The following is a 22,451-nucleotide window of genomic DNA, read 5'->3' as shown; positions in this document are numbered from 1 at the left end:
CAGGAACAGACCTTGCTTTCTCTGAACTATGAGGGATATGGGTTGCCGGCCTCGCCGGCGGCAGGGGGAGAGAAAGTGCTGCCAGGACGAGATTCAGGAGCGCTGCACCCGCGGCGATCAGGAATGAGATGCGGAAGCCGTCCAGCGTGGGTATCTCGGTGTTCTCTACGTGTTGAGCCGTGCCGGCGAGGACCACGCCGACGACGGCGCTGGACATCGCCGTGCCGATGGCGCGCATCAGTGAGTTCAGTCCGTTGGCCGCGCCCGATTCCGACGGGTCGACGGCGCCGAGGATGAGGGCGGGCATTGCCGCGTAGGCGGTGCCGACGCCGCTGCCCGCGAGGACGGCGACGATCACGATCTGCCACACCGCACCCAGCAGCATGGTGCCCGCGAGATATGCGACGGCGAGCAGTGCGAGCCCTGTCATCAGGGTGACCTTCGGCCCGCGCGCGGCCGAGAGCCGGGCGGCGAGCGGGGCGGCGATCATCATCGCGAGACCCATATGGGCAGCGCAGAGGCCGGTGACGATCATGGACATCCCCAACCCGTACCCGGTGGACTCGGGAAGCTGCAGTAGTTGCGGCAGGACGAGTGTCACCGCGAAGAACGCGAGGCCGGCGGTGATCGCGGCCAGGTTGGTCAGGAGGACCTGGCGGCGCGACGCCGTGCGCAGGTTCAGCAGCGGGTGCTCGGTGCGCAGTTCGAAGAGGACCCACAGCGCGAAGATCACGACGGTGGCGGCGAAGAGTCCGAGCGTGGTGGTGCTTGTCCAGCCCCAGTCGGCGCCCTTGGAGATGGGCAGCAGCAGGGCGACGAGGCCGAGGGCGAGTCCGAGCGCGCCGATCACGTCGAAGCGGCCGGGGGCGCGCTGCGCGCTCTCGGGGACGACGGCGAAGATCGTTGCCATGGCTGCCGCGCCGAGGGTGGCGGCGCCGAAGAACAGCCAGTGCCAGTCGAGGTTCTGGGCGACGACCGCGGCCAGCGGTATGGCGAGCGCGCCCCCGACGCCGAGCGAGCTGCTTATCAGGCGCCATTGCCGATCCGTGCCGTTCGGGCGGTAATTCGTCCCGGATGATGCCGATGCCTAGCGGGATGGCGCCCAATGCGAAGCCCTGTATGGCGCGGCCCAGGACCATCGGCACGAGGTCGGAGGTGAATCCGGAGATCAGCGAGCCCCAGCACCATCAGTGCGAGGCTGACGAGGACGAAGCGGCGCTTGCCGTAGAGGTCGCCGAGGCGTCCCATGACCGGAGTGGCGACGGCGCTGGACAGCAGGGTCGCGGTGATCACCCAGGCGGCGTTGGACGTTGTGGTGTCCAGCAGTCGGGGGAGGTCGGCGATGACGGGGACGAGTAGTGTCTGCATGACGGCGACGACGATGCCGCTGAAGGCGAGGACGGGGACGAGCCCGCTCGCTGTGGGAGTTGTGGCGGCGGGGGAGGCCGATATGGCCGATGTGGACACCGCGGCGGCGCCCTGGGGCGGTTCGTCACTACGGAAGGTGCCATGGTCGGTGGCCAGCGGAGCGTGAACCATGCGGGGGTCCTCCCGGGGCGGCGCGAATGGTCCGCCGTGCTGCGCCTGGTCGCTGCCGGAAGTGACGTCGGGAAATTGGGCGAATGAGCGTTTCATGGTTGGTTTCCTTGCTGCCGGCCCCGATGAAGGTCGCGGGAGATGTGTTCTGTGGCGTCCTGTGGTCAGGCGGCCCGCGTGGTGTGCGTACCGAAGGAGCGCTCGTGGGTAGATGAGGGGCCACGGGCCGTCCGCGCCCGCCTCGCCGGTGGGGTGGTCATGCTCAGGCCGGCTCGGTGAGGCGCGGGTCGAGGCCGTATTGCGCGTGGGCGCCGAGGTTCTCGCGCAGGGTGGATCCTTCGTAGTCCTCGTGGAACAGGCCACGTTCCTGCAGGATCGGGACGACCTGGTCGACGAAGGCGTCGAAGCCGTCGTGGAAGGCGTCGAGGGCGATCGAGAAGCCGTCACAGGCCCCGGCCTCGAACCACTCCTGCATGTGCTCGGCCACGTCGGTGGCGGTACCGGCGACCACGGGGTGATAGTCGATCACACCGTGGGCGATGACATCGCGCAGCGTCCAGCCTTCCCGGGCCACTTCCAGGGCGCGGCCGGAGCGCGGGTCGCGCGGACTGGGCACCGCGGCGGCCAGCTGCTGCACGGTGAGCGGCTGGTCGAGTTGTTCGGGGCCGAGCCGGAGGCCGATCATGGCCCCGAGATAACGGACGCGCTGGTCCAGGTCGACGACCTCGTCCAGGAAGCGTCGTCGCTCCAGAGCGGCAGCGCGGGAGCCGGCGATGGTCGGCATGAAGCCGGCGAGCATTTTCACCTCGTCCGGGTCGCGTCCGGCGCGCTCGGCGGCGTCCCGCAGGGCCTGGCGCTGAGCCCGGGCATCCTCGATGCTGTACGGGTTGGCGTACACGCCACTGGCGTAGCGGCCCGCGATCTCGAGGCCGTAACCGCCGCCGCCCGCCTGGAAGATGACCGGCTGACCCTGTTCGGACGGGGGGATGGGCAGCGGGCCGCGGGAGGCGACGTGGCGGCCCCGCAGGTTGACCGGCCGGATCCTGTCCATATCGGCGTAACGCTTGTTCTCGACGTCGAGCAGCAAGGCGTCCTTCTCCCAGCTGCCCCACAACGCCTGCACGATCTGGATGACCTCGTGGGCGCGCTCGTACTTCTCCGCGCGCGGCGGGACCTCGCTGCCGAAGTTCGCCGCGGCAGCGGGATCGGAGGTGGTCACCGCGTTCCAGCCGGCTCGGCCGTGGCTGATCACATCCAAGGCCTTGAACTGGCGGGCGAGGTTGTAGGGCTCGTTGAAAGTGGTGGAGGCGGTGGTGACCAGGCCGATCCGCTCGGTCTCCCGCGCGAGGACGGTCAGCAGCAGCAGCGGCTCGATCGCCTGGCGCGGTGCGTGGTGGGTGAGGTCCATATCCAGGACCGGGGTGTCGGCAATGAACAACAGTTGCACCTTGCCGCGTTCGGCGGCCTGCGCGTAGCGGACGAACTGGTCCATGTCCGTGTAGCTGTTCAGGTTCGCACCCGGCAGCCGCCAGGCCCCGGGCTCGGCCCCGTAGCCGCCGCTGAACTGCATGCCCAGGATCATCTGCCGGCTTGTCATGGTTGCCCTACCTTTCTGAGTAGGTCGTAGGGGCGGGTCGTAAAGTCCCTGAGGCCCAGGGGAATCGGGTGTGGCTTACATGGTTGTGCCGCGTGTGGCTCCAGGAGCTTGGCCGCCCGGTTCCCCGTGACGACCCGGCCGCATATTGGGATGTGCGAGCGAATCGCTGTGTAGGGCAACGTCGGCGCGGTCGTCTGTGGCGTGAGGTTCCAACGAGCTGATGGAGGCGGGCATGGCCCAGATCTGGGCTGGTGTGGACATCGGGAAGACCGGCCACCATTGCGTGGTCATCAACACCGACGGCAAACGACTGCTGTCGCGGCGAATAGCCAACGATGAACCCGAGCTGGTAAAACTCATCGACGAGGTTCGGGAGCTGGGCCAGGACACGGTCTGGGCGGTGGACCTGCCCGATGGCGGTGCGGCGCTGCTGATCGGGCTGCTGGTCGAACGCGATCAGCAGCTGCTGTATATCCCCGGCCGAACGCTGAACCGGGTCGCCGGCGGCTACCGGGGCGAAGGCAAGACCGACGCCCGCGACGCCGCGATCATCGCTGATCAAGCACGGATGCGCCGCGATCTGCATCCGCTGCGCCCCGGTGACGAAGTCACCATCGAGCTGAAGCTGCTCACCACCCGCCGCGCTGACCTGGTGGCCGACCGAACCCGCGCGATCAACCGGCTGCGTGGCCTGCTCAGCGGGATCTTTCCCGCGTTGGACCGCGCGTTCGACAACCTCACCCTGGTCGGACCGCTGACTCTGCTGACCGGCTATCAAACCCCTGCCGCTCTGCGCAGAACAGGTGCGTCCCGACTCGAAACCTGGTTGTCGACCAGAAAAGTGAGAAATCCCGGCAAGGTCGCCGCCGCAGCGATCGAGGCCGCGGCCCGCCAGCACACCCGCTTGCCCGGCGAAGCGCTGACCGCGTCGATGGTCGCGGCGCTGGCCGAGGAGGTGATGGCCCTCAACGAGCGAATCAAAGAAGCCGACAAGCTCATCGAGGGCCGATTTCACCGCCACGAACTCGCCGAAGTGATCATCAGCCTGCCCGGCATCGGCACCTTGCTCGGCGCGGAATTCCTCGCTGCCACCGGCGGTGACATGGACTACTTCGGGACCCCGGACCGACTCGCCGGATTTGCCGGGCTCGCACCCGCTGCCTGGGATTCCGGTCGAATACGCGGAAACCTGCACCGCCCCAAGCGATATCACCGCGGACTCAACCGTGTCTTCTACCAGTCGGCGATGATCTCGATCAGCTGCAGCCCCGAATCGCGCACCTACGACAGGAAACGCGGCGAGGGCAAAAAACACACCCAAGCCGTCCTCGCCCTGGTCCGCCGCCGCGTCAACGTGCTGTGGGCACTCATCCGCGAGAAACGGCCCTACCAACCGCTGCCACCCGTCGCGGTGGCAGCCTGATCCCGTCATCGGAAATCAACTTCCGAGGTTGACAACTTCATTGGGAAGCTCCTCCCAACGAGGCAATGGAAACGGAGGGTGCCTCCGTGGACTCCCAAGAATACGGAGGCAGCCTCCGAATTGTCAAGTGGTGCGATCTGCCGGCGGGAGGAACCCGAGACGGATGCCGCGCGTGTGGACCGAAGTGAGCGCGGGCTCCGGATCCGGGCCGGCCGTGTGGCGGCCCGGATCCACGCGCCGGGGGCATCTGTGGGCTGACGGACTATTGACCTTCGAGGACGCCGGGAGTGCCGTGCAGGATCACACTCTGCTGGAGCAGGATGCGTGTCCTACCGAACGGATTCACCGGCCCCGCAGGGTCGGCCGTGCCGAAGGAGATACCGAACAGCAGCTTGAGATCCTCACGAACATCCAGGAACTCGCGGACGGTATCGGCATAGATCCCGAGCATGGTCTGCGGAATACCGGCGAACCCCCGGGATGCCAGCGAGAGCAGGAAGTTCTGCGCGTACATACCGATGTCACCGGCCGTCCGCACCCCGTCGCCCAGGGCTGGCATGAACAGGAAAGCGACATGGGGAGCCCCGAAGAACTCCAGGTTTTCGCGGACCGCCGCCCTCCTGCCTTCGAGATCCGTGCGCGCGACGCCGAGGGATCCGTAGTAGCTCGCGGCCAGGGCCTGCGCCCGCTCGAGATAGATGCCGTCGCCGTAGCCATCGGTGAAATCCGGGGAGGTGCGTCCCTCCGTGTCGGCCTGAAGCAGTTCCTCGGCGAGCGCGTCGCGCTCCGCGCCCGAGACAACATGCACGGTCCACGGCTGGGTATTGCTGTTCGAAGGGGCCGTCTGCGCGTCTTCGAGCACGCCGCGGATGTCCGCCGGGGAAAGCGGGGCGGGCAGGAACTTGCGGGGGGAGCGCCGGGAGCGTACGAGGTCGGTGAAGAGGGACGCTGTGCCGGACAAGGCGTTTCCTTTCCAAGGCGCGCAGTCGCCGACAGGGCGGCCGGGCACAATGCTGTCTGCTCCAAGGCGACAGCCGTCGTAAGGGCCGGGTGTGGCACGCACTTTGCAGGTACCGGCAGGCTGCTTGCAGACCGCGGCACGGCACGACCACCCGGTCGAAGTGTGGGGACTGCGCGCTCTTCGTGTTCGTGTATGTGACGTGTTGGGTGTACGTGACGTACCAGCGGGGTCGGTCGGCGGCGGGCGGGGCGCGATTCATCTCCACGATGGGCTGCGAGATGGCAGTAGCCGGGAGGGCGCGAAACGCTCCGGGACGCTGTCGCGGAGACGATCGCGCCGACGCATGCGTTGCCGTCAGTCCCGGATTCCCGCCACCTCGACCTCGATGGCTTCGATCCGGCCCGTGGTATCGAAGCCGTTGACGAGGCGCTCGGGGCTTGTATCCGAGATGAGCAGGTAGAGGGTCCGCATCTCCGGTCCGCCGAGGATCGCGTCCACGGCGAATGTGCCGCCGTCGGGATACGCGGCGTCGGGTTCGATCCGGATGACGTCGGTGACCTCGCCGCCTTCGCGGACACGCCGGAATTCACCGATCCATGGGAAGGCCGCCCACACCGCACCCTCACTGTCGATGCCGATGCCATCGATGGACTCGGTGTCCGTTGACCCGAATTCGGCGAACACTCGCTGGTCGGTCAGCGCACCGTCGTCGGTCACGGTGAACGCGGTGAGCCTGGTACGTGGTGCCCGGAACGATTCTGCGACGACCAGGGTGCGCCCGTCGCCGGAGATCGCGATGCCGTTGGGAATATCAGGTCCTCGCCGCCCGTGTCGATCCGGCCGTCGGGATGGCGGATGATCAAACTCACGCCGACGGGATCGGTTCCGAAGGGAAAGCCCTGCGGGCCGATATATGCGCGGCCCTCCCGGTCCACTGCCATATCGTTGGGATGGAACGCGACCGGCGCGAGATCGGCGAGTTCCTCGAGCCCACTACTTCCCACGCGCAGCAGCCGTCCGTCGTCGATGGAAACAACCATCGGTGTCCCATCGGGGCCGAACCCGAGACCCGAGGGGCGCCCGGGTACATCGGCGATATCCTCGGGTGGCTCGCCAGGGGAGAGGCGACTGATCTTGCACCGGGTCATATCCGAGAACCAGAGCGCCCCGCGGTGCCACCGGGCGCCCTCGAGGTAGCCGAGATCACCCTGCGCCACAATGCGGCGAGCGTCGGCGGGCCAAACCCTTGGCGAATGACTCATAAATCCTCCTTGATGAAAACTGCGGTCCCGGACGTCGGCGGCTCGAGCCTGAGCGCGGGGCCCGGCGTTTTACGCCTTCTCGTCCCGCTGGCGGTAGCCGCTCGCGAGGAGGGTGCGGAGCCGGTCGAGTGATTCCTCGTCGGCGCCGTTGCCCTTGATCCAGGCAATGGAACAGGCTGCGAGGAACAGGTCGTAGCCACGCACCGACGCGCGTACCTGTCCCGTGCTCTGGGCTGCTTCCACGTATTTGTCGGTGGCGGCGATGAAGATGTCGCAAGGAATGGTGAGCGGATTGTCCGGGTCCTGCTCCTGGGCCGCGGCCATGAGCGGGTCCGGGAGCCCGCTGAAGGCGCTGAAGTACTCCTCCATTGCCCGTAGCCACAGTTCCAACGCCTCGCCGGCATCGCCCAACTGTTCGATGTCCGCTCGGCGGGCCACCAGCTCCTCGGAGCGTGTCTGCAGAACGGCCGCCAGCAGCGCTTCCCGGGTGGGGAAGTGCCGGTACAGGGTGCCGGGCCCGACGCCCGCCTCCTTGGCCACCGCCTCCAGGGAGGTGCCGACCCCATGCTGGAGGAAGTGACGCTGCGCGGTCTCCAGCAGAGCCGCGCGGTTGCGCTGGACGTCCGCGCGGGGCTTGCGCCCCCGTTGCTCACTGACGTTCATGTGCCCTCCTACCTCCGGTGATACTGCTGCCATTCAAAACGGATGCGACCTCCGTATGAAATTCGAGCATAAAGCGGAGGTGGCATCCGGTCAACTCGTGGGTCGGTCACCGAGGTCTTACCGTGACCCTGGGGACGGTTGTCTTATGTCCGAGGGACTGTTCCTGCTGGACGATGGGCGCGACCTTCTGGCCTCCGCTACGGCGGAAAATCGGACCGCTCCTGACACCGTGCTCGCAATCGTCGGCGGCACGAACACCGGTCCGCACCGCCAACCGAATCCGCCTCCACAAGCGGCGATCGACAACGCAGCCGCAGTTCACGCGGTTCACCACTGCACGATCTGGTCGAGTTCGGCGCGACGCGTTGGTAACTGTTGGCCGGGTGGTCACGGTCCGGGCGGCCGAACGAGATTCCGAGAAGTACAGCGCGGTCTGCAAGGATTTCGAAGAACTGCCGCAGGAACGGGGCGTAGGTGGCGAGTGCTGCTCGAGGTGTGGCCCACAGGCTCAAAGGTGGGCGCAGACTTGAGCAAGCCCCGCGGTTACCCCGCGCTTTCGTTGTCGAGGTGGCGTCGGCGTCAGGTGTCTATCGGGGGAGGGCGATGCTCGTGGAGTCGAATGCGCATCGCCGGTCGTGTAGCTTTTCCCTGGTCGGCCGTCTGTTGAGGTGTCGTGCGTCGTCTTGGGCGTAGCCGGCCGGCCGCTGTGTGGTTTACGGGTCGACTTGACGTCTGACGACAGGTCATCGAGGGGCGAGTGTTCGTTGTTGCGGTAGCTTCCGGCTGGTTCGCCCCGGGGCCCGTGCGGTAGGGTCCCGGCGGTAGTTTCTCACTGGGACGCTGTATTCTGTTGTGGCTGGACGTAATTGCCCGGATTGCCGCGTGCTGGTGTGCCCGTCTGCGTTGCCATCGCAGGGACCGGTCGCTGGGGTCGATGCCGAACGTCGATACCGCGCCCGGTCGATGAGTCTTATGAACCTCTTTGTGGGGGTCAGGGGTTCGAGTCCCCTTAGAGGACGTCTTACGTGGTGAGTTTCTTGTAGCAGGTCAGCGCTGCGGCGAGTTGTAGAAATGCTGCGAAGAGGCGGCCGTGTCGTTCGTAGCGGATCGTCAAGCGCCGGTATCCGGTCAACCATGCAATGGTCCGTTCGATCTTCCAACGGTGCTTACCCAGCCTCGTGGGATCCTCGATCCCACGACGAGCGATCCGAGGCACGATCCCGCGAGCACGCAGCCACCGGCGATGGACATCGAAGTCGTAACCCTTGTCCGCCCGCAGTTTGGCGGGCTTGCCGCGACGAGGGCCGCGCTGCGAGCGCACCCGCGGAATCGATTCGACCATCGGGGCGAGCATCACCGAGTCGTGGGTGTTCCCGGCAGAAACACCGGTGACCAGCGGTATCCCGTTCGCGTCCGAAATGACGTGGATCTTGGATCCTTTCTTGCCACGGTCGACCGGGCTGCGGCCGGTCAGCGATCCCCTTTTTTCGCTCGCACACTCGCCGCGTCCAGGATCGCCGCGCTCCAATCGAGATCGCCGGCGAGGCCGAGCCGGTCGAGGATCGCCCGATGCAACGCCTCGAATACCCCGGCATCAGCCCACACCATGAACCGGCGATGTGCGGTCGGAACGCTCACACCGAATGACGGCGGCAGATGCCTCCAAGCGCAACCGCTGGTCAATACGAACACCACCGCAGTGAAGACCGCTCGCTCGTCCGCCGGAGCTGTCCCGCCGCCCTGAGGTCTCGGCGTGAACTCGGGGAGCAGCGGTTTCACGATGTCCCACAACGCATCCGGGACCAGCCGTTGAGCAAGCCTGTCGACCACGGGTCACATCATGCCGGACAACGAATTACACCCACGTAAGACGTCCTCTTAGCTCCACCCTAGGGGTCTTACTAGAACAAGTGCCTGAATGAAGGCCACGAAGTAGGACCGTGACGCTTGACGGCGTGCAAGGACCACCCGCGTTGCGGGTGGTCCTTTTGTTTGTGTCCTCCGCGTTGGGTGCGGCGGTCCGCTGACCTTGGATGGCGTGGAGTTCGCCGAAGGGTTCACGGAGCTCACCGTCTGTGATCTTGTCGTCCTCGATGTAGAGGGCGTGGAAGATCGCCTGGTTGAGGAGGCGGCGCTGTTGGTCGTTGCAGCGTCGGTACGGCTGGTCGGGCTGTTCGAGGAGGGCAAGGCTGGCGTTGACGAGCTGGGCGCTGTCGGTGAGGTCGGCGTTGGCTGTGTCGAGGCGCTCCTCCAGCCGGCGGCGCTCGCGGGCGATGTCGCGCAGCTTCTCCTTGACCTTGGTCCGAGGCAGCGTGCTGTCGGCGGCGAGGTCGATCAAGTTCTCCTCCTTCGTGTCGAGTTCCTTGAGCTGTGTGGTGATTTGCTTGCGCAGCAGGCGTGCGGACTTTTCCTGCTCGCCGAGCACGGCATCGATCTGGTCGCGCATGTCAGCGATGAACGGCTGGCTGAAGCGAATCGCGGAGTAGTGGCGCTCAACCGCGTCCTCGACGAGTGTGACGTTGACGTGGGGTGCTTGGCACAGCCCCTTTTGCCGGCCGCGGCAGAAGAAGTACAGGTACTCCGCGCCCTTCGAGTTGATGGTCCGTTGGATGATCATCCGCCGCTTGATGCCGTCGCGTTGGCAGCGTCCACAGAAGAGCGATCCCTTGAGGTAGTGGTGGTGGACGCGACGGCGTTCTTGTGCCGTCATGCGCGATTCGAGGATCTCCTGGACGGTGTCGAAGAGGTCCTCGTCGATGAGGGGCTCGTGTCGCCCTTGGATTTCTTCGCCGTCGTACTCGACGTATCCGAGGTAGTAGCGATCGCGCAGCATTTGCGAAATCTTGTTCTCGGAGATCTTCTTGGCTGGGTGTCGCCGGGTGGCCCTGGTGCGGAGGCCGCGGTCGTAGAGCTCGTCAGCTAGCTCTTCTTGCGTGTAGTCGCCGGTGGCGAAGAGCTCGAAACCCAGCTGGACAAAGGGCGCTCGTTCGGGGTCGACGATGATCGTGCGGATCACGCGGCCGTCGGAGTGGTCGATGTGGTTGAGGTAGCCGAGCTTCGCGCGGCCGAGGGTGCCGCCGTTGCGGGCCTTCTGGCCCATCTTGTAGGCGATGTCGGCACCGGACTGGCGGGATTGGTATTCGTTGAAGGTGGCCAGGATGCCGTGCATCAGCTGGCCGACCGGGGTGTCGTCGATGGCTTCGGTGGCCGAGACCAGGGTGACGCCGCGCTTGCGCAGGTCTGCCATGACGATCGCGTCGTCGTAGCGGTTCCGTGCCATGCGCGAGAGCTGGTAGATGATGATGACGTCGACGTCGCCCTGGCTGCGGACCCGCGCCAGCATCTGTTGGAATGCTTCGCGTTTGGTCATCTCCGTTCCCGAACGTCCGGGTTCGACGTACTCGTCGATGACCGTGACGCCGAGGTCTCGCGCCTTGCGAAGGCACGCTTCCCGTTGGGCCGGAATGGATATGCCTTCCGGGTTGTAGTCGGTCCGGACTTGCCCGGTCGAGGACACGCGCAGGTAGATCACTGCGCGAGTGCCGGGGGCAAGGTCGTCCGTCGGCGGCTGGATGGGGATGGTGACATCCTGCTGCAGTTCGTCGATGAAGTCGGCATAAGCGCTGGTCATGACACCTCCTTCTGAGGACGGCTTGGACGGGGGACCGTGCAGCCGGCGAGTGGGTCCTGGCGGCTGGATCGCGCGCTTCCGGCGAGCGGCGAATTCGTGGCCGGGTTGCTGTTTCTCACCGGCTGCGGAACCGCGCGAGCATGCGTCGGAACAGTTGGCGTTTCGGCCGTCGCCAGAGTCGAGCGTTTGGGTCGACGTACTCGTCGATGAGCCAGACGCCCAGTTCCCTGGCCTTGCGCAGGCATGCCGCACGCTGGGCCGTGACGCTGTGGTCGGTCTCGGCCCGTCCGAGCGAGGCCACGCGCGTGTAGATCACCGCGCGGGTGGTGGGCGCAGGGGCATCCGACGGCTGGAGGGGCTGCTGCAGGGGTAGGTGACACCTGATGTGGCTTGCCTTCGGGTGGGCTGGAAGGATGTCGCTGTGCCCAAGCCTTATCCCCGCGAGTTCCGTGACGATGTCGTCCGGGTGGCTCGCAACCGTGATGACGGGGTGACGTTGGAGCAGGTCGCCGCGGATTTCGGGATCCACCCGATGACGCTGTCGAAATGGATGCGGCAAACCGATGTCGACGATGGTGTGAAACCGGGCATGACCTCAAGCGAGGCGGCGGAGCTTCGGGAAGCCAGGCGCCGGATTCGGCTGCTGGAGCAGGAGAACGAGGTTCTCAAACGAGCCGCCGCCTATTTTGCGCAGGCGAATCTGCCGGGAAAATGACCTACCCGCTCGTCCGTGAGCTGGCCGACGACGGGATTCCCGTCGCGGTGACGTGCCGGGTGTTGGGGCTGGCCCGCCAGCCCTACTACCGGTGGCTCGCCGAACCGGTTACGACTGCCGAACTCGACGAGGCGTATCGAGCGAACGCGCTGTTCGATGCTCACCGTGACGATCCGGAGTTCGGGTACCGGTTTCTCGCTGACGAGGCTCGGGCCGCGGGCGAGCCGATGGCCGATCGCACCGCGTGGCGGATCTGCTCGGCACGAGGTTGGTGGAGCGTGTTCGGCAAGAAGCGCGGCGGGAAGGGCAGACCGGGCCCGCCGGTGCACGAGGACCTGGTCCGCCGCAACTTCACCGCCGATGCCCGAACCAGCTGTGGCTATCGGACATTTCCGAACATTGGACCGGTGAGGGCAAGCTCTACATCTGCGCAGTGAAGGACGTGTTCTCCAACCGGATCGTCGGGTATTCCATCGACTCCCGCATGAAGTCGGTGCTTGCGGTCCGGGCACTCAACAATGCTGTCGCCCGGCGCGGCGACGTTGCCGGATGTGTGCTTCACAGCGACCGCGGGTCGCAATTTCGAAGCCGGAAGTTCGTGCACGCCTTGACTCGTCACGGCATGACAGGGTCGATGGGCAGGGTAGGCGCGGCCGGTGACAACGCCGCGATGGAAAGCTTCTTCGCGCTCTTGCAGCGCAACGTCCTGGACCGCCGATCCTGGTCCACGCGTGAGGAGTTGCGCATCGCGATCGTCACCTGGATCGAACGCACCTACCACCGGCGGCGCCGGCAGACCGGCCTCGGGCGTTTGACGCCCGTCGAATACGAAGTAATCATGACCCCACCGGCCAGTCAGGCCGCGTGACCGAACCTGTCACCGAATCCTGCATCAGTCCCCCTCGTGGCGTGGCCTGACTTCTTCGGCGACTTCGCCACCGCCCAACCAGGCGTGCACACCGGCATCCACGTCACGTCACCCTCGATCCTGCTGGAGAACAGGGACTGGCTGACCGAGCACGCCGAGCACGCATTCGTCGATCCCGAGATCGGCCCTATGGGAGTTGCAGCACGCGACGCCGGGATCGATTTCGGCTACCTGCATGTCATTTCCAACAACCTTGCTCGCCACTACCCCGCGGACTTGTCCAACGAGCGTCACAGCGACGTTGTCCGGCGGCGCACCGTCCTAATTAGACAGATTCAAGACATCGTCGCCAACCGACTGGCCGCCCGGCCGATCTGATCCCTTGGAGCGCACCAACATGACGAACGCAGCACCACTTTTCAACCCTGCGCGCGGGCGCGAGATCACGGTCGTCGGCATCGACGGCGCGGGCAAGTCCACCCTCGCCACCCGCCTGCACCAAGCGCTCAACGAGGCCGGCCACGAAACGATCCTGATCGGCAAGCACAGCACCGAAGTCCCGATGGACGCCGAGTTGTCCGCCTACGTCGACAGGCTCAACGCATTGGTCTATCGCCGCGACGCGCGCGTCGCCCAGGCGTGCGGCGATCACTACTGGCTGCTGGCGCTGGCCGCCTGGTACACCCTCCAGGACAAACTCGTCATCCAGCCCGCCCTCGCCGCCGGAACCCACGTGATCCTCGACAACGCCCACCACAAGATCCTCGCTCGCTACGCGGTGAATCCCGACGTCTCCACCAGCCTGGCCGAGCAGGTCTTCGCCCACCTCACCGAACCCGACCTGGTGTTCTTCCTGCGCATCAGCGCCCGCGACGCGCTCGCCCGCAAGGGCGAATTCAGCTCCCTGGAAACCGGCCACTCCGGCGGCGCGGACGAGGACTTCATCCGCTACCAGGACACCGTTCTCGCGAAGCTGCGCGAGCACGAGCAGCGCGGCGGATGGCTGTCGATGGACGTGACCGACATGGACCGCGACGCGGTCTTCAAGACCGCTGCCGAAGCGCTCGCCGACCGCCTCCAGCTCGCCATCTGACCCCGCCAACAGTCATCACGAGGAACGCACCATGCCAGCGACCCGACCAACCGGCGGCGAGTACGTGTGCCACGGCATCACCTGGGCGACAGGAAATCCCCGGCTGCTGCTGGCCCCGCTGCCCGACGGGCCGCTGGTCTACGCCGAGATCATGAACCAGCGACTCGGTTTTGCGGTCGGTACCGGCCGGTGGTGCACCGGCCGGTACCAGTTCGCCGACACGGTGCGCGTCGAGGCCCTCGCGTGTCCCGACCGCGCGCCGACCGAGCAGGGCGACCAGTGCGCTCGGTGCTTGCGCCAGGACGAGTTCCGCTTCGCCCACCAGTTCCACCAGGACGGCAACGTCCCCGCGGCCCTGCGCCAGTACATGGACCAGCCGCACTGGCTCTACCTCGCCACCTTCGCCGACGGCGCCACCAAGGTCGGCACTGCAGCCGAACCACGCAGGCAATCCCGCCTCGACGAACAAGGCGCCCTGATCGCGACCTATCTGACCAAGAGCGCCGACGGCCGCGCCGTACGCCACCTCGAAGACGCCATCACCCGCGGCCTGCAGGTGCCCCAGACCATCCGGGCCTCGACCAAGCTCAAGGCGCTGGCCAATCTGACCGACCTGTCCACCGCGAGCGCGACCCACGACCGTCACGTCTCCCGCGCCGCGGACGCGCTCGCAGCGATGAACACTCCGGCAATGCTGGAGACGTGGACTCCTCCTGCCGAAGGCGACCGAATGCGCGTCGCCGACGGCGTACGGATGCTGTACCCACACGATCTGCGCGACGGTGAGCACGGCTTCACCGTCGTCTCGTGCGTCGGCACCCAGGTGCTGGCCGCCCTGGACGGTGACGACGAAGTGGACTACGTGCTCGACCTCGGCACCCTCAAGGGTCGCCGCATCACGCTCGGCCCGTTCACCTCGCCCGCCGCCGCCTTCCAGAACTCCCTCTTCTAACCGACCCCGGCTCGTCGCGTCCGTCCGCAACGAGCCTGGCCTGCGCCCTGAAGCGAGGTACCCGCGATGGCACCACTGGACGCCCTTCTCGGCTGGGACGAGGACACCACTGCCGAGGCGTACGCCGCCTTCACCCGTGCCTTCCCCATGTATTCGGCCACCAGCCGGGACCTTGCTCGCCGCGCCGATCTCACCGACAGCCGGCTGGTGGTCGACCTCTGCGGCGGAGCCGGCGCGACCGCGGAGGCAATCCTCGAACTCGTGCCGATCGACGCCCAGGTCGTCTCCCTGGACAACGCCGCTGCCATGCAGCGCGTTGGCCGACGCACCCTGGCCGACCCACGCCTGAGCTGGGTCACCGCACCAGCCGAAGATCTGGTCGGCCACGTTCCCGGCGCGGCAGACGCGGTGGTGTGCAACTCCGCGATCTGGAAGACCGACGTGCCACAGGTGTTCGCCGCCGTCCACCAGGTCCTACGACCCGGCGGCCGGTTCGTGTTCAACGTCGGCGGCGGCTTTGCCGGCGTCCGCCACCCCGACGAGACCAATGTGCGCACCGGCCCCTCGCTGAACACCTTGATCCGTCAGGTCGCGGCCCGTGACCACGGCTACGCCCCGCCTCCAGCCGCCGAGCCAGCTCCGAAGCTGCCACTGGACACGATTGCCGACCACCTGTCGGTCGCCGGACTGACCGTGCTCGACACCGAGGTCGTCGCCCAGCGCAGCACGATGGCCGAGAAGAAGGCGTGGTTGTCGATTCCGGTCTTCGCTCGACCCGACGGGGACTTCACCCACGCTCAGCGGATGGACATCCTCGACAAGGCGTACTCGCTGACCACGCCCGACACGCCTACCGTGACGAGCTGGCTCGTGGTTGTCGCACAGCGACCCAGGGAACTACGTTGACCGCCCCGCCACCGACCAGTAGCCACGGCAGCAGGATCAAGTACTGCGACCACGCGGCCGTCGGCGTGCTCATCTCCTCACCGGACGGGCTGCTGGTCTTCGAACGCGCGAGGCCCCCTGCGGGGATCGCGCCGGTCGCTGGTCATGTCGACCAGCACGGAGGCCCCGAGCAAGCCGCCCGCATTGAGGTCGCCGAGGAAGTCGGCCTGACCGTCACCTCACTTCACCTGCTGCTGACCGCATGGCGGCCCAACCACTGCCGCCGACCGACCAGCGACCGCGTGGGCCATCAGTGGTGGATCTATCGGGCCCAGACCTCTGGCCCGATCCGACCCTCTGCCCAAGAGGTGCGCGCACCCCGATGGCTGCACCAAGACCAGCTCCAGCAGCACGCGCACCGCACCGCGGCCTACGCCGAAGGGCAGCTGAGCGAGGAGCAGTTCACCGCGAAGCCCGGCTTGGAGCCGGTGTGGGTTCGATTCCTGCACGAGCTCCAACTGGTGACGCTGCCCGACGACATCCTGAGTCTGATCGACAAGGTCCTCTGACCGTGCACCGGCGACGGGTCTCAGCGCGCCCCCACCACGTTCCCCGCTGCCAATCGGCGTACGTACGCGCGGATACGTTCGCGGTCCTCGGGGAACACGCTCTCCCACGTCTCGTCCAGGTCAACCCACCTCGATGGCTGCCCAGTCTCCCCGCCGAGCGGCACGTCGCGGTCGACGACGGCGCCGTAGGACAGGCTCAGCGTCGGCGCCCAGTCGGCGCGGAAGGAGCGGACAGCCACCGCGGCCGGCATAGGCAGCAGCTCGCCCGCTACGCCGGCCTCCTCCACGAGTTCACGAGCTGCGGCTGCCCGCGGCGTCTCGCCTGGCTCGACCTTGCCGCCAGGCGGCACCCATCCGCGCACGCGGTGCCGTACCAGCAAGACGTGGCTGTACGTCGGGTCGGTGACCCAGACCTCGGCCGCGAGCGGCTTCAGCAGCGACTGGTGGGCGTGGAGCCACGTCTGGGCGTCATCGAACTCCATCGCGGCAAGGCGAGCGTCCGCGACCGCCGCTTCCACGGTCAACTGGTCAATCACCTGACCCAGCCTAAGCCGACGTCGCAGCCGACCCGGACATTGCAGGGGGACAAGGCCCGCCGTGTCCTGGCCTGTGAAGGAACGACCCGGAGGTTGGATGCCCCGAATGGTGGAATCGTCAGCGACGAGTCGCGATATTCATGCAGGTCAAGCTTGGTGACGCCTCAACCGCGCCTCCACGGCACTGCCCGAACGCGCTTGATGACATGGCCCATTCGCAGTTGACTACCTCGGGCTGCGCCGAGAGGGAGGTGCTGCCTTAGCGGCGCGCTCTGTCGAGAGCATTTCTGCCCGAACAACCCAGGGTGTCCGCCCTGTCTCATATCTGGATGCGTCGTAACCGGGCCATGCTGACCATGGCCGTCCACATAGTTGATCGTTGAACTAGAAGGGAAGCGATGGGCACCGATACCACCACCGTGTCGCCGGGGTCGCTGCGCGCGGAGATGGTCGCCAAGGTCCGCAAGTCGGGATACGCGCAGCTCAGTGAGGTCGCGCGGGTCCTGCTGGACACACCACGTCATGAGTTCGTGCCCGACGCCCCACTGGCCACTGCCTACGACCCGTGGCAGGCGGTGATCACCCACCGGTTCCAGGATGGCCGGTCGTTGTCCTGCGCGTCGGCGCCGTGGCTGGTCGCGGCGATGCTCGACCAGCTTCACGTCCAACCCGGCAACCGCATCCTGGAAATCGGCGCGGGAACTGGCTACAACGCCTGCCTGCTTGCCCAGTTGACCGGCCGCGCGGACCTGGTGACCACGATCGACATCGACCCGGACGTCACCGCGAAAGCCAAGCGGGCCCTGACCGCCACCGGCTACGGCGACGTGCATGTGATCACCGGCGATGGTGGGCTCGGCTATCCCGACCACGCCCCGTACGACCGCATGATCGCCACCGTCTCGCCGTGGGACATTCCCGCGCAGTGGTGGCAACAGCTCGCGCCCGGAGGACGGCTGGTCGCCCCGCTGCGCTTCCCTGTCAAGTCAGCGTGTTGAACCGTTTCGTCGGGCGGTGGTGGCGTTCCCAGCCGCCGCTCGGACCGATTAACGTGGGTGCTGAGGGTGCTCAGCCGGTGCGCGAGCCGATGGTCAGGGTGACGGATTGGGATGTGTCTGCGCGGATGAGGGTGGCCGGCACCTTCTGTCCTGGCTGGGTGTGTCGGAGGGCAGCCAGGAGGTCCTCGACGCTGCGGATTGGTGTGCCGGCGAATTCGGTGATGACGTCGCCGGTGCGGATGCCGCTGGCGGCGGCGGGACCGCTTTGGTCGATGCCGAGGACGAGTGCGCCGTGGTCGGTGTGTACGCCGAGTTTTTGTTGGATGTCGGGGGTGAGCCGGCCGAGTGAGATCCCGAGGTAGGGGTGGGTCGCGGTGCCCTTGGTGAGCAGCTGGTCGGCGATGTCGGTGACGGTGGCTGAGGGGATGGCGAACCCGAGAGACACCGCCCCTGCGGCGGGTGGGATGTATGCCTCGTTGATGCCCACGACCCGGCCTTGCGTGTCGAGCAGTGCACCGCCGGAGTTGCCGGGGGAGATCGAGGCGTCGGTTTGAATGAGGTCCACAAGGGACTGGGTTTGGCCGGCGGATCCGGGGATCTCGCGGTGCAGCCCGGAGATGATGCCGGCGGTGACCGAGTTCTCGAAGCCCAGGGGGCTGCCGATGGCCAGGGCTCGTTCACCGGGCCGGGGCAGGTCGTTGCGGTACTGCGGCACGGGCAGGTTCTTGCGGTCGGTGCGCACGACGGCGAGGTCGGTGATGGTGTCGGTGGCCAGGACGGTGCCGGGTGAGCGGGCGCCGTCGGCGTAGGCGATGGTGACCTCTCGCTGGGTTCCCACGACGTGCTGGTTGGTGACCACGACGTCCGGGCGCAGGACGACCCCGCTGCCCAGGTCCTGGCCTGCCTGGACGGTGACCACGCTGGGGCTGACCCGGTCGACCACGTCGGCGTACCCGGCCTCTGGCCCCGCGGGGGCCGGGGTGGTGGTGGTGGCGTTCGGCTGGGCGGGATTGCTCGATCCGGTCGTGCAGGCTGACAGCGCAATGGCCGCCGCCGCGACTGCACCGCAGATCCGCGCCGTTCGAGGGCTAACTGTGCTGTTCATCGCGCGAGGCTCCTCATCGTGGGGGCCAGTGCACCCGCCCAACTCGACCGGGGCGCGGGGCGCGCTGGACCCGACGGGCCGGCCGCTACCTGGCTGGCTAGCTGCCGCAGGCGGCGGATGCGCTCGGCGGTCGGCGGGTGGGTGCTGAACAGCGCCGCCACCCCGTCGTCGCTGAGCGGGTGAGCGATCATGAGGTGGGCGTAGGCGGCGTGTGGAGCGTCGGCGGGCAGCGGCAGCCGCCGTGTCCACTGGTCGATCTTCTGCAGGGCGCTTGCTAGAGCGAGCGGGTCGCCGGAGAGATCCGCGCCGTCGACATCGGCTTGGTATTCGCGGCTGCGGCTGATGGCGAGCTGGATCAGCCCGGCCGCGACGGGGGCGAGGATCAGCATCAGCAGCGCGGCCACCGGGTGGGGTCCGTCGTCGTCCTCGGTGGACGAGCCGATGGGCAGGAACAGGGCGAGGTTGGCCAGGCTGGTGAGGATCCCGGCCAGGGCGGCGGCGACGCTGGAGGTGAGGATGTCCCGGTTGTACACGTGGGACAGTTCGTGGCCCAGGACCGCGCGCAGCTCGCGTGGGGTGAGCAGACGCAGGATGCCGTCGGTAACGCAGACCGCGGCGTGGCGGGGACTGCGGCCGGTGGCGAACGCGTTGGGCTGGGCGATGGGGCTGACATACAGCCGCGGCATCGGCTGGCCGGCACTGGTGGCCAGCTCGCGCACCATCGCATGCAGCTCGGGTGCCTGCGCTTCGTTGACCGGGCGGGCGGCCATGGCGTGCAACGCGATCGTGTCGGAGTAGAAGTAGGCGGCCCCGTTCATCACCAGCGACAGCACGGTGGCCACGATGAGTCCGGTGCTGCCGCCGAGCGCGTAGCCGATGGTGAGGATGAGCGCGGTGAGCACACCGAGCAGCAGCGCGGTCTTGAGCGCGTTGGTGTAGCGCCGCACCATGAGGATTCACCTCCCGTTGTCGTCTGGTGTTGTGGGTTATGACCCGGTGCCGGCGGCTACTCGGTCGGCCGGGTCCTGGCTCGGGCCGGTGTTGGGGTTGTCGAAGCTGACCGTCAGCCCACCGTCGGATAGTCCGATGTGGATGGTGGCGCCGTCGTGCACGTCGCCGCCGAGCAGGGCGCGGCCGATGCGGGTTTCGACCTCGCGGGCGATGAACCGGCGCAGCGGTCGGGCGCCGTAGACCGGATCGAACCCTTGCTGGGCGATGAAATGCCGCGCCGGGTCGGACAGATGGAGGGTCATCCGGCGTTCGGCGAGCCGGCCGCGCAGCTCGTCGGTCATCAGCTCGACGATGCGCTCGATCTCGGCCTCGGTCAGCGGTTTGAACAGCACGATGTCGTCGATCCGGTTGAGGAACTCGGGCCGGAAGTGCCCGCGCAACGCCGCCATCACCCGCTCCCGCGCCTCCGGTTTGATCTCCCCGCCCGCCGTCGCGCCCTCCAGCAGATATTCCGAGCCGATGTTGGAGGTCATGATGATGACCGTGTTGCGGAAGTCGACGGTGCGGCCCTGGGCGTCGGTGAGCCGGCCGTCGTCGAGGACCTGCAGCAGCGTGTTGAACACGTCGGTGTGGGCCTTCTCGATCTCGTCGAACAACACGACCGAGTACGGCTTGCGGCGCACCGCTTCGGTGAGCTGGCCGCCCTCCTCGTAGCCGACGTAGCCGGGTGGGGCGCCGACCAGGCGGGAGACGGTGTGGCGTTCCTGGTACTCGCTCATGTCCAGGCGCACCATGTTGTCGGCGGTGTCGAATAGCGCCGCTGCAAGGGTTTTGGCGAGTTCGGTCTTGCCGACGCCGGTGGGGCCGAGGAAGACGAACGACCCGATCGGGCGGCGCGGGTCCTTGATGCCGGACCGGGCGCGGATGATCGCGTCCGCGACCAGTTGCACGGCCTCGTCCTGGCCGACCACTCGCTGGTGCAGGATTTCGTCCAGCCGCAAGAGTTTGTCGCGTTCGCCTTCTTGCAGGCGGGACACGGGGATGCCTGTCCAGCGCGACACGATCGCCGCGATTTCGTCCGCGGTGACGACTTCACGCAACAACCGCTGCCTGCCCTGCTTGGCCGTCAGCTGCTGTTCCTCGGCGTCCAGGCGGCGTTCCAGCTCGGGCAGCCTGCCGTGACGCAGTTCGGCGGCACGGTTGAGGTCGTAGTCGCGTTCGGCCAGCTCGGCGTCATGGCGCACCTGGTCGATCTCCTGCCGCAGCGACTGCACCTTGCGCAGCGCGGCACGTTCGGCCTCCCACTGCGCCCGCATGGCGTCGGCTTCGGCGCGCAGGTCGGCCAACTCCTTGCGCAACTCCGTGAGCCGGGACTGGCTGGCCGGGTCGGTTTCCTTCGCCAGCGCCGCTTCCTCGATCTCCAGGCGCATCACCCGCCGGGTCAGCTCGTCGAGTTCGGCCGGCATCGAGTCGATTTCGGTGCGCAGCATCGCGCAAGCCTCGTCGACCAGGTCGATGGCCTTGTCCGGCAGGAACCGGTCGGAAATGTAGCGGTGGCTCAAGGTCACGGCGGCGACCAGGGCGCTGTCCTGGATCTTCACGCCGTGGAAGATCTCCAGCCGCTCCCGCAACCCACGCAGGATCGAGATCGCGTCGGCCTCGTCCGGTTCGTCCACGAGCACGGGCTGGAAGCGGCGTTCCAGGGCGGCGTCTTTCTCGATGTGCTTGCGGTACTCGTCGACCGTGGTGGCGCCGATCATGTGCAGCTCGCCGCGGGCCAGCATCGGTTTGAGCATGTTCCCGGCGTCCATCGCCCCTTCCGCGGCGCCGGCACCGACGACGGTGTGCAGTTCGTCGACGAACAGCAGGATCCGGCCCTCGGCGGCTTTCACCTCGTTGAGCACGGCCTTGAGCCGCTCCTCGAACTCGCCGCGGTACTTCGCGCCGGCGACCAGAGAGCCCATGTCGAGGGCGAAGACGGTCTTGTCGCGCAACCCTTCGGGCACGTCGCCGCGGTGGATGCGTTGCGCGAGGCCCTCGACGATGGCGGTCTTGCCGACGCCGGGGTCGCCGATGAGGACCGGGTTGTTCTTGGTCTTGCGGGACAGGATCTGCACCACGCGGCGGATCTCAGCATCACGCCCGATGACCGGGTCGAGCTTGCCTGCGGCGGCGTCGGCGACGAGGTCGCGGCCGTACTTGTCCAGCGCTTCGTAGGCGACCTCGGGCATCGCGGAGGTGACCCGCTGGTTGCCGCGGATCGCGGTCAGCGCCTGCAGGAACCGGTCGCGGGTCAGGCCGTGCTCGTGCAGCAGCCGGCCCGCGGCGGTGGTGGTCCCTTCCTCGATCAGCGCGATCACCAGGTGTTCGACGGAGACGTACTCGTCTTTGAGCCGCTTGGCCTCGCGCTCGGCGGTGTCGAGCAGCCGGACCAGCCGCTGGGTGAGGAAGATCTGCCCCGGTGCGGCGCCGGGCCCGGACACCTTGGGACGGCGTCCCAGTTCGGTCTCCAGCGCGGTGCGCAGCGTGTCCGGGTCCGCCTGGGCCTGGGCCAGCAGCCGCGGCACGAGTCCGTCCGGGTCGTCCAGCAGCGCCAGCAGCAGGTGCTCACCGTCGACCTCGGTGTGGCCGAAGCGCACCGCCTTCGTCTGGGCGTCGTGCAGTGCCTGCCGGGATTTCTGGGTCAAAGGGTCGGTCTTGTCCACG

The 22,451-nt window shown here is 67.3% G+C and carries 19 protein-coding genes and 2 pseudogenes; 9 read left to right on the top strand and 12 right to left on the bottom strand.

Features of this window, described 5'->3' with window-relative positions; all coding sequences use genetic code 11:
- Positions 1–25: 25 nt before the first annotated feature.
- Together CRM89_RS18425 and CRM89_RS18420 are read right to left on the bottom strand one after the other, a co-directional pair.
- Positions 26–1,368: pseudogene (locus tag CRM89_RS18425) on the bottom strand (MFS transporter); the annotation flags it as partial.
- 430 nt (positions 1,369–1,798) lie between these two features.
- Positions 1,799–3,133, bottom strand: coding sequence for an NtaA/DmoA family FMN-dependent monooxygenase (locus tag CRM89_RS18420; RefSeq protein WP_043737848.1), 1,335 nt, complete (start codon positions 3,131–3,133; stop codon positions 1,799–1,801).
- 232 nt (positions 3,134–3,365) lie between these two features.
- On the opposite strand from CRM89_RS18420, the gene CRM89_RS18415 reads away from it, so the two are divergent.
- On the top strand, positions 3,366–4,556 hold the full coding sequence (locus CRM89_RS18415) for an IS110 family transposase (RefSeq protein WP_043737874.1): 1,191 nt from the start codon (positions 3,366–3,368) through the stop codon (positions 4,554–4,556).
- A 262-nt stretch (positions 4,557–4,818) separates the two neighbouring features.
- On the opposite strand, the gene CRM89_RS18410 is transcribed toward CRM89_RS18415, so the two are convergent.
- The 6 genes and pseudogenes from CRM89_RS18410 to CRM89_RS18380 form a co-directional block, all read right to left on the bottom strand.
- Complete coding sequence (locus tag CRM89_RS18410; protein WP_043737850.1) at positions 4,819–5,517, bottom strand: nitroreductase; 699 nt, start codon at positions 5,515–5,517, stop codon at positions 4,819–4,821.
- A gap of 354 nt (positions 5,518–5,871) precedes the next feature.
- Positions 5,872–6,665 (bottom strand): annotated as a pseudogene (locus CRM89_RS31785) (SMP-30/gluconolactonase/LRE family protein).
- Between the two features lie 183 nt (positions 6,666–6,848).
- On the bottom strand, positions 6,849–7,442 hold the full coding sequence (locus CRM89_RS18395) for a TetR/AcrR family transcriptional regulator (protein ID WP_043737852.1): 594 nt from the start codon (positions 7,440–7,442) through the stop codon (positions 6,849–6,851).
- Between the two features lie 1,021 nt (positions 7,443–8,463).
- Positions 8,464–9,272 (bottom strand): IS5 family transposase gene (locus tag CRM89_RS18390; protein ID WP_098085337.1). Its coding sequence is split into 2 segments (ribosomal slippage): positions 8,464–8,922 and positions 8,925–9,272, totalling 807 coding nucleotides; the frame shifts between segments, so codons are not numbered across the junction.
- A gap of 25 nt (positions 9,273–9,297) precedes the next feature.
- Complete coding sequence (locus tag CRM89_RS18385; protein ID WP_098085334.1) at positions 9,298–11,073, bottom strand: recombinase family protein; 1,776 nt, start codon at positions 11,071–11,073, stop codon at positions 9,298–9,300.
- Positions 11,074–11,188: 115 nt separating this feature from the next.
- On the bottom strand, positions 11,189–11,389 hold the full coding sequence (locus tag CRM89_RS18380; RefSeq protein ID WP_098085331.1) for a hypothetical protein: 201 nt from the start codon (positions 11,387–11,389) through the stop codon (positions 11,189–11,191).
- Between the two features lie 105 nt (positions 11,390–11,494).
- Between CRM89_RS18380 and CRM89_RS31780 the strand changes: the two genes are divergently transcribed.
- The 7 genes from CRM89_RS31780 (at position 11,495) to CRM89_RS18350 (ending at position 16,155) form a co-directional block, all read left to right on the top strand.
- Positions 11,495–11,788 carry a transposase gene (locus CRM89_RS31780; protein WP_060595099.1) on the top strand — a complete coding sequence of 98 codons (294 nt, stop codon included), beginning with the start codon at positions 11,495–11,497 and terminating at the stop codon, positions 11,786–11,788.
- Between the two features lie 244 nt (positions 11,789–12,032).
- Positions 12,033–12,656, top strand: coding sequence for an IS3 family transposase (locus tag CRM89_RS31775; protein ID WP_371391998.1), 624 nt, complete (start codon positions 12,033–12,035; stop codon positions 12,654–12,656).
- 36 nt (positions 12,657–12,692) lie between these two features.
- Positions 12,693–13,034: a hypothetical protein gene (locus tag CRM89_RS18370; RefSeq protein ID WP_194999906.1), complete on the top strand. Its 342-nt coding sequence runs from the start codon at positions 12,693–12,695 to the stop codon at positions 13,032–13,034.
- Positions 13,035–13,053: 19 nt separating this feature from the next.
- Positions 13,054–13,749: an AAA family ATPase gene (locus CRM89_RS18365; protein WP_098087045.1), complete on the top strand. Its 696-nt coding sequence runs from the start codon at positions 13,054–13,056 to the stop codon at positions 13,747–13,749.
- 31 nt (positions 13,750–13,780) lie between these two features.
- Complete coding sequence (locus CRM89_RS18360; protein ID WP_098085328.1) at positions 13,781–14,701, top strand: DUF2797 domain-containing protein; 921 nt, start codon at positions 13,781–13,783, stop codon at positions 14,699–14,701.
- 66 nt (positions 14,702–14,767) lie between these two features.
- Positions 14,768–15,607, top strand: coding sequence for a trans-aconitate 2-methyltransferase (locus CRM89_RS18355; RefSeq protein WP_098085325.1), 840 nt, complete (start codon positions 14,768–14,770; stop codon positions 15,605–15,607).
- Positions 15,604–16,155, top strand: coding sequence for an NUDIX hydrolase (locus tag CRM89_RS18350; protein ID WP_098085322.1), 552 nt, complete (start codon positions 15,604–15,606; stop codon positions 16,153–16,155). The genes CRM89_RS18355 and CRM89_RS18350 overlap by 4 nt, the downstream gene beginning before the upstream one ends.
- A 20-nt stretch (positions 16,156–16,175) precedes the next feature.
- Here the strand turns inward: CRM89_RS18350 and CRM89_RS31770 are convergent, their stop codons facing one another.
- The gene (locus tag CRM89_RS31770) at positions 16,176–16,691 is read right to left on the bottom strand and encodes an NUDIX domain-containing protein (RefSeq protein WP_269467510.1); all 516 of its coding nucleotides are present in this window, start codon (positions 16,689–16,691) and stop codon (positions 16,176–16,178) included.
- 398 nt (positions 16,692–17,089) lie between these two features.
- On the opposite strand from CRM89_RS31770, the gene CRM89_RS18340 reads away from it, so the two are divergent.
- Positions 17,090–17,689 (top strand): methyltransferase domain-containing protein, encoded by a 600-nt coding sequence (locus CRM89_RS18340; protein WP_098085319.1) that lies wholly within the window; start codon positions 17,090–17,092, stop codon positions 17,687–17,689.
- Positions 17,690–17,759: 70 nt separating this feature from the next.
- Here the strand turns inward: CRM89_RS18340 and CRM89_RS18335 are convergent, their stop codons facing one another.
- From CRM89_RS18335 to clpB, 3 genes are read right to left on the bottom strand one after another with little or no spacing between them, the layout of a single operon-like run.
- Positions 17,760–18,794 (bottom strand): S1C family serine protease, encoded by a 1,035-nt coding sequence (locus CRM89_RS18335; protein ID WP_172964541.1) that lies wholly within the window; start codon positions 18,792–18,794, stop codon positions 17,760–17,762.
- Positions 18,791–19,744 (bottom strand): M48 family metalloprotease, encoded by a 954-nt coding sequence (locus CRM89_RS18330; protein ID WP_098085316.1) that lies wholly within the window; start codon positions 19,742–19,744, stop codon positions 18,791–18,793. Before CRM89_RS18330 ends, CRM89_RS18335 begins: the two co-directional genes overlap by 4 nt.
- Positions 19,745–19,780: 36 nt before the next feature.
- Positions 19,781–22,450, bottom strand: a complete 2,670-nt coding sequence (gene clpB / locus CRM89_RS18325) for an ATP-dependent chaperone ClpB (RefSeq protein ID WP_098085313.1) — start codon at positions 22,448–22,450, stop codon at positions 19,781–19,783.
- Position 22,451: the final 1 nt, after the last annotated feature.

The organism is Nocardia sp. FDAARGOS_372 (assembly GCF_002554515.1).
GTDB lineage: Bacteria > Actinomycetota > Actinomycetes > Mycobacteriales > Mycobacteriaceae > Nocardia > Nocardia farcinica.
This window is presented reverse-complemented; position numbering and strand designations above follow the sequence as displayed.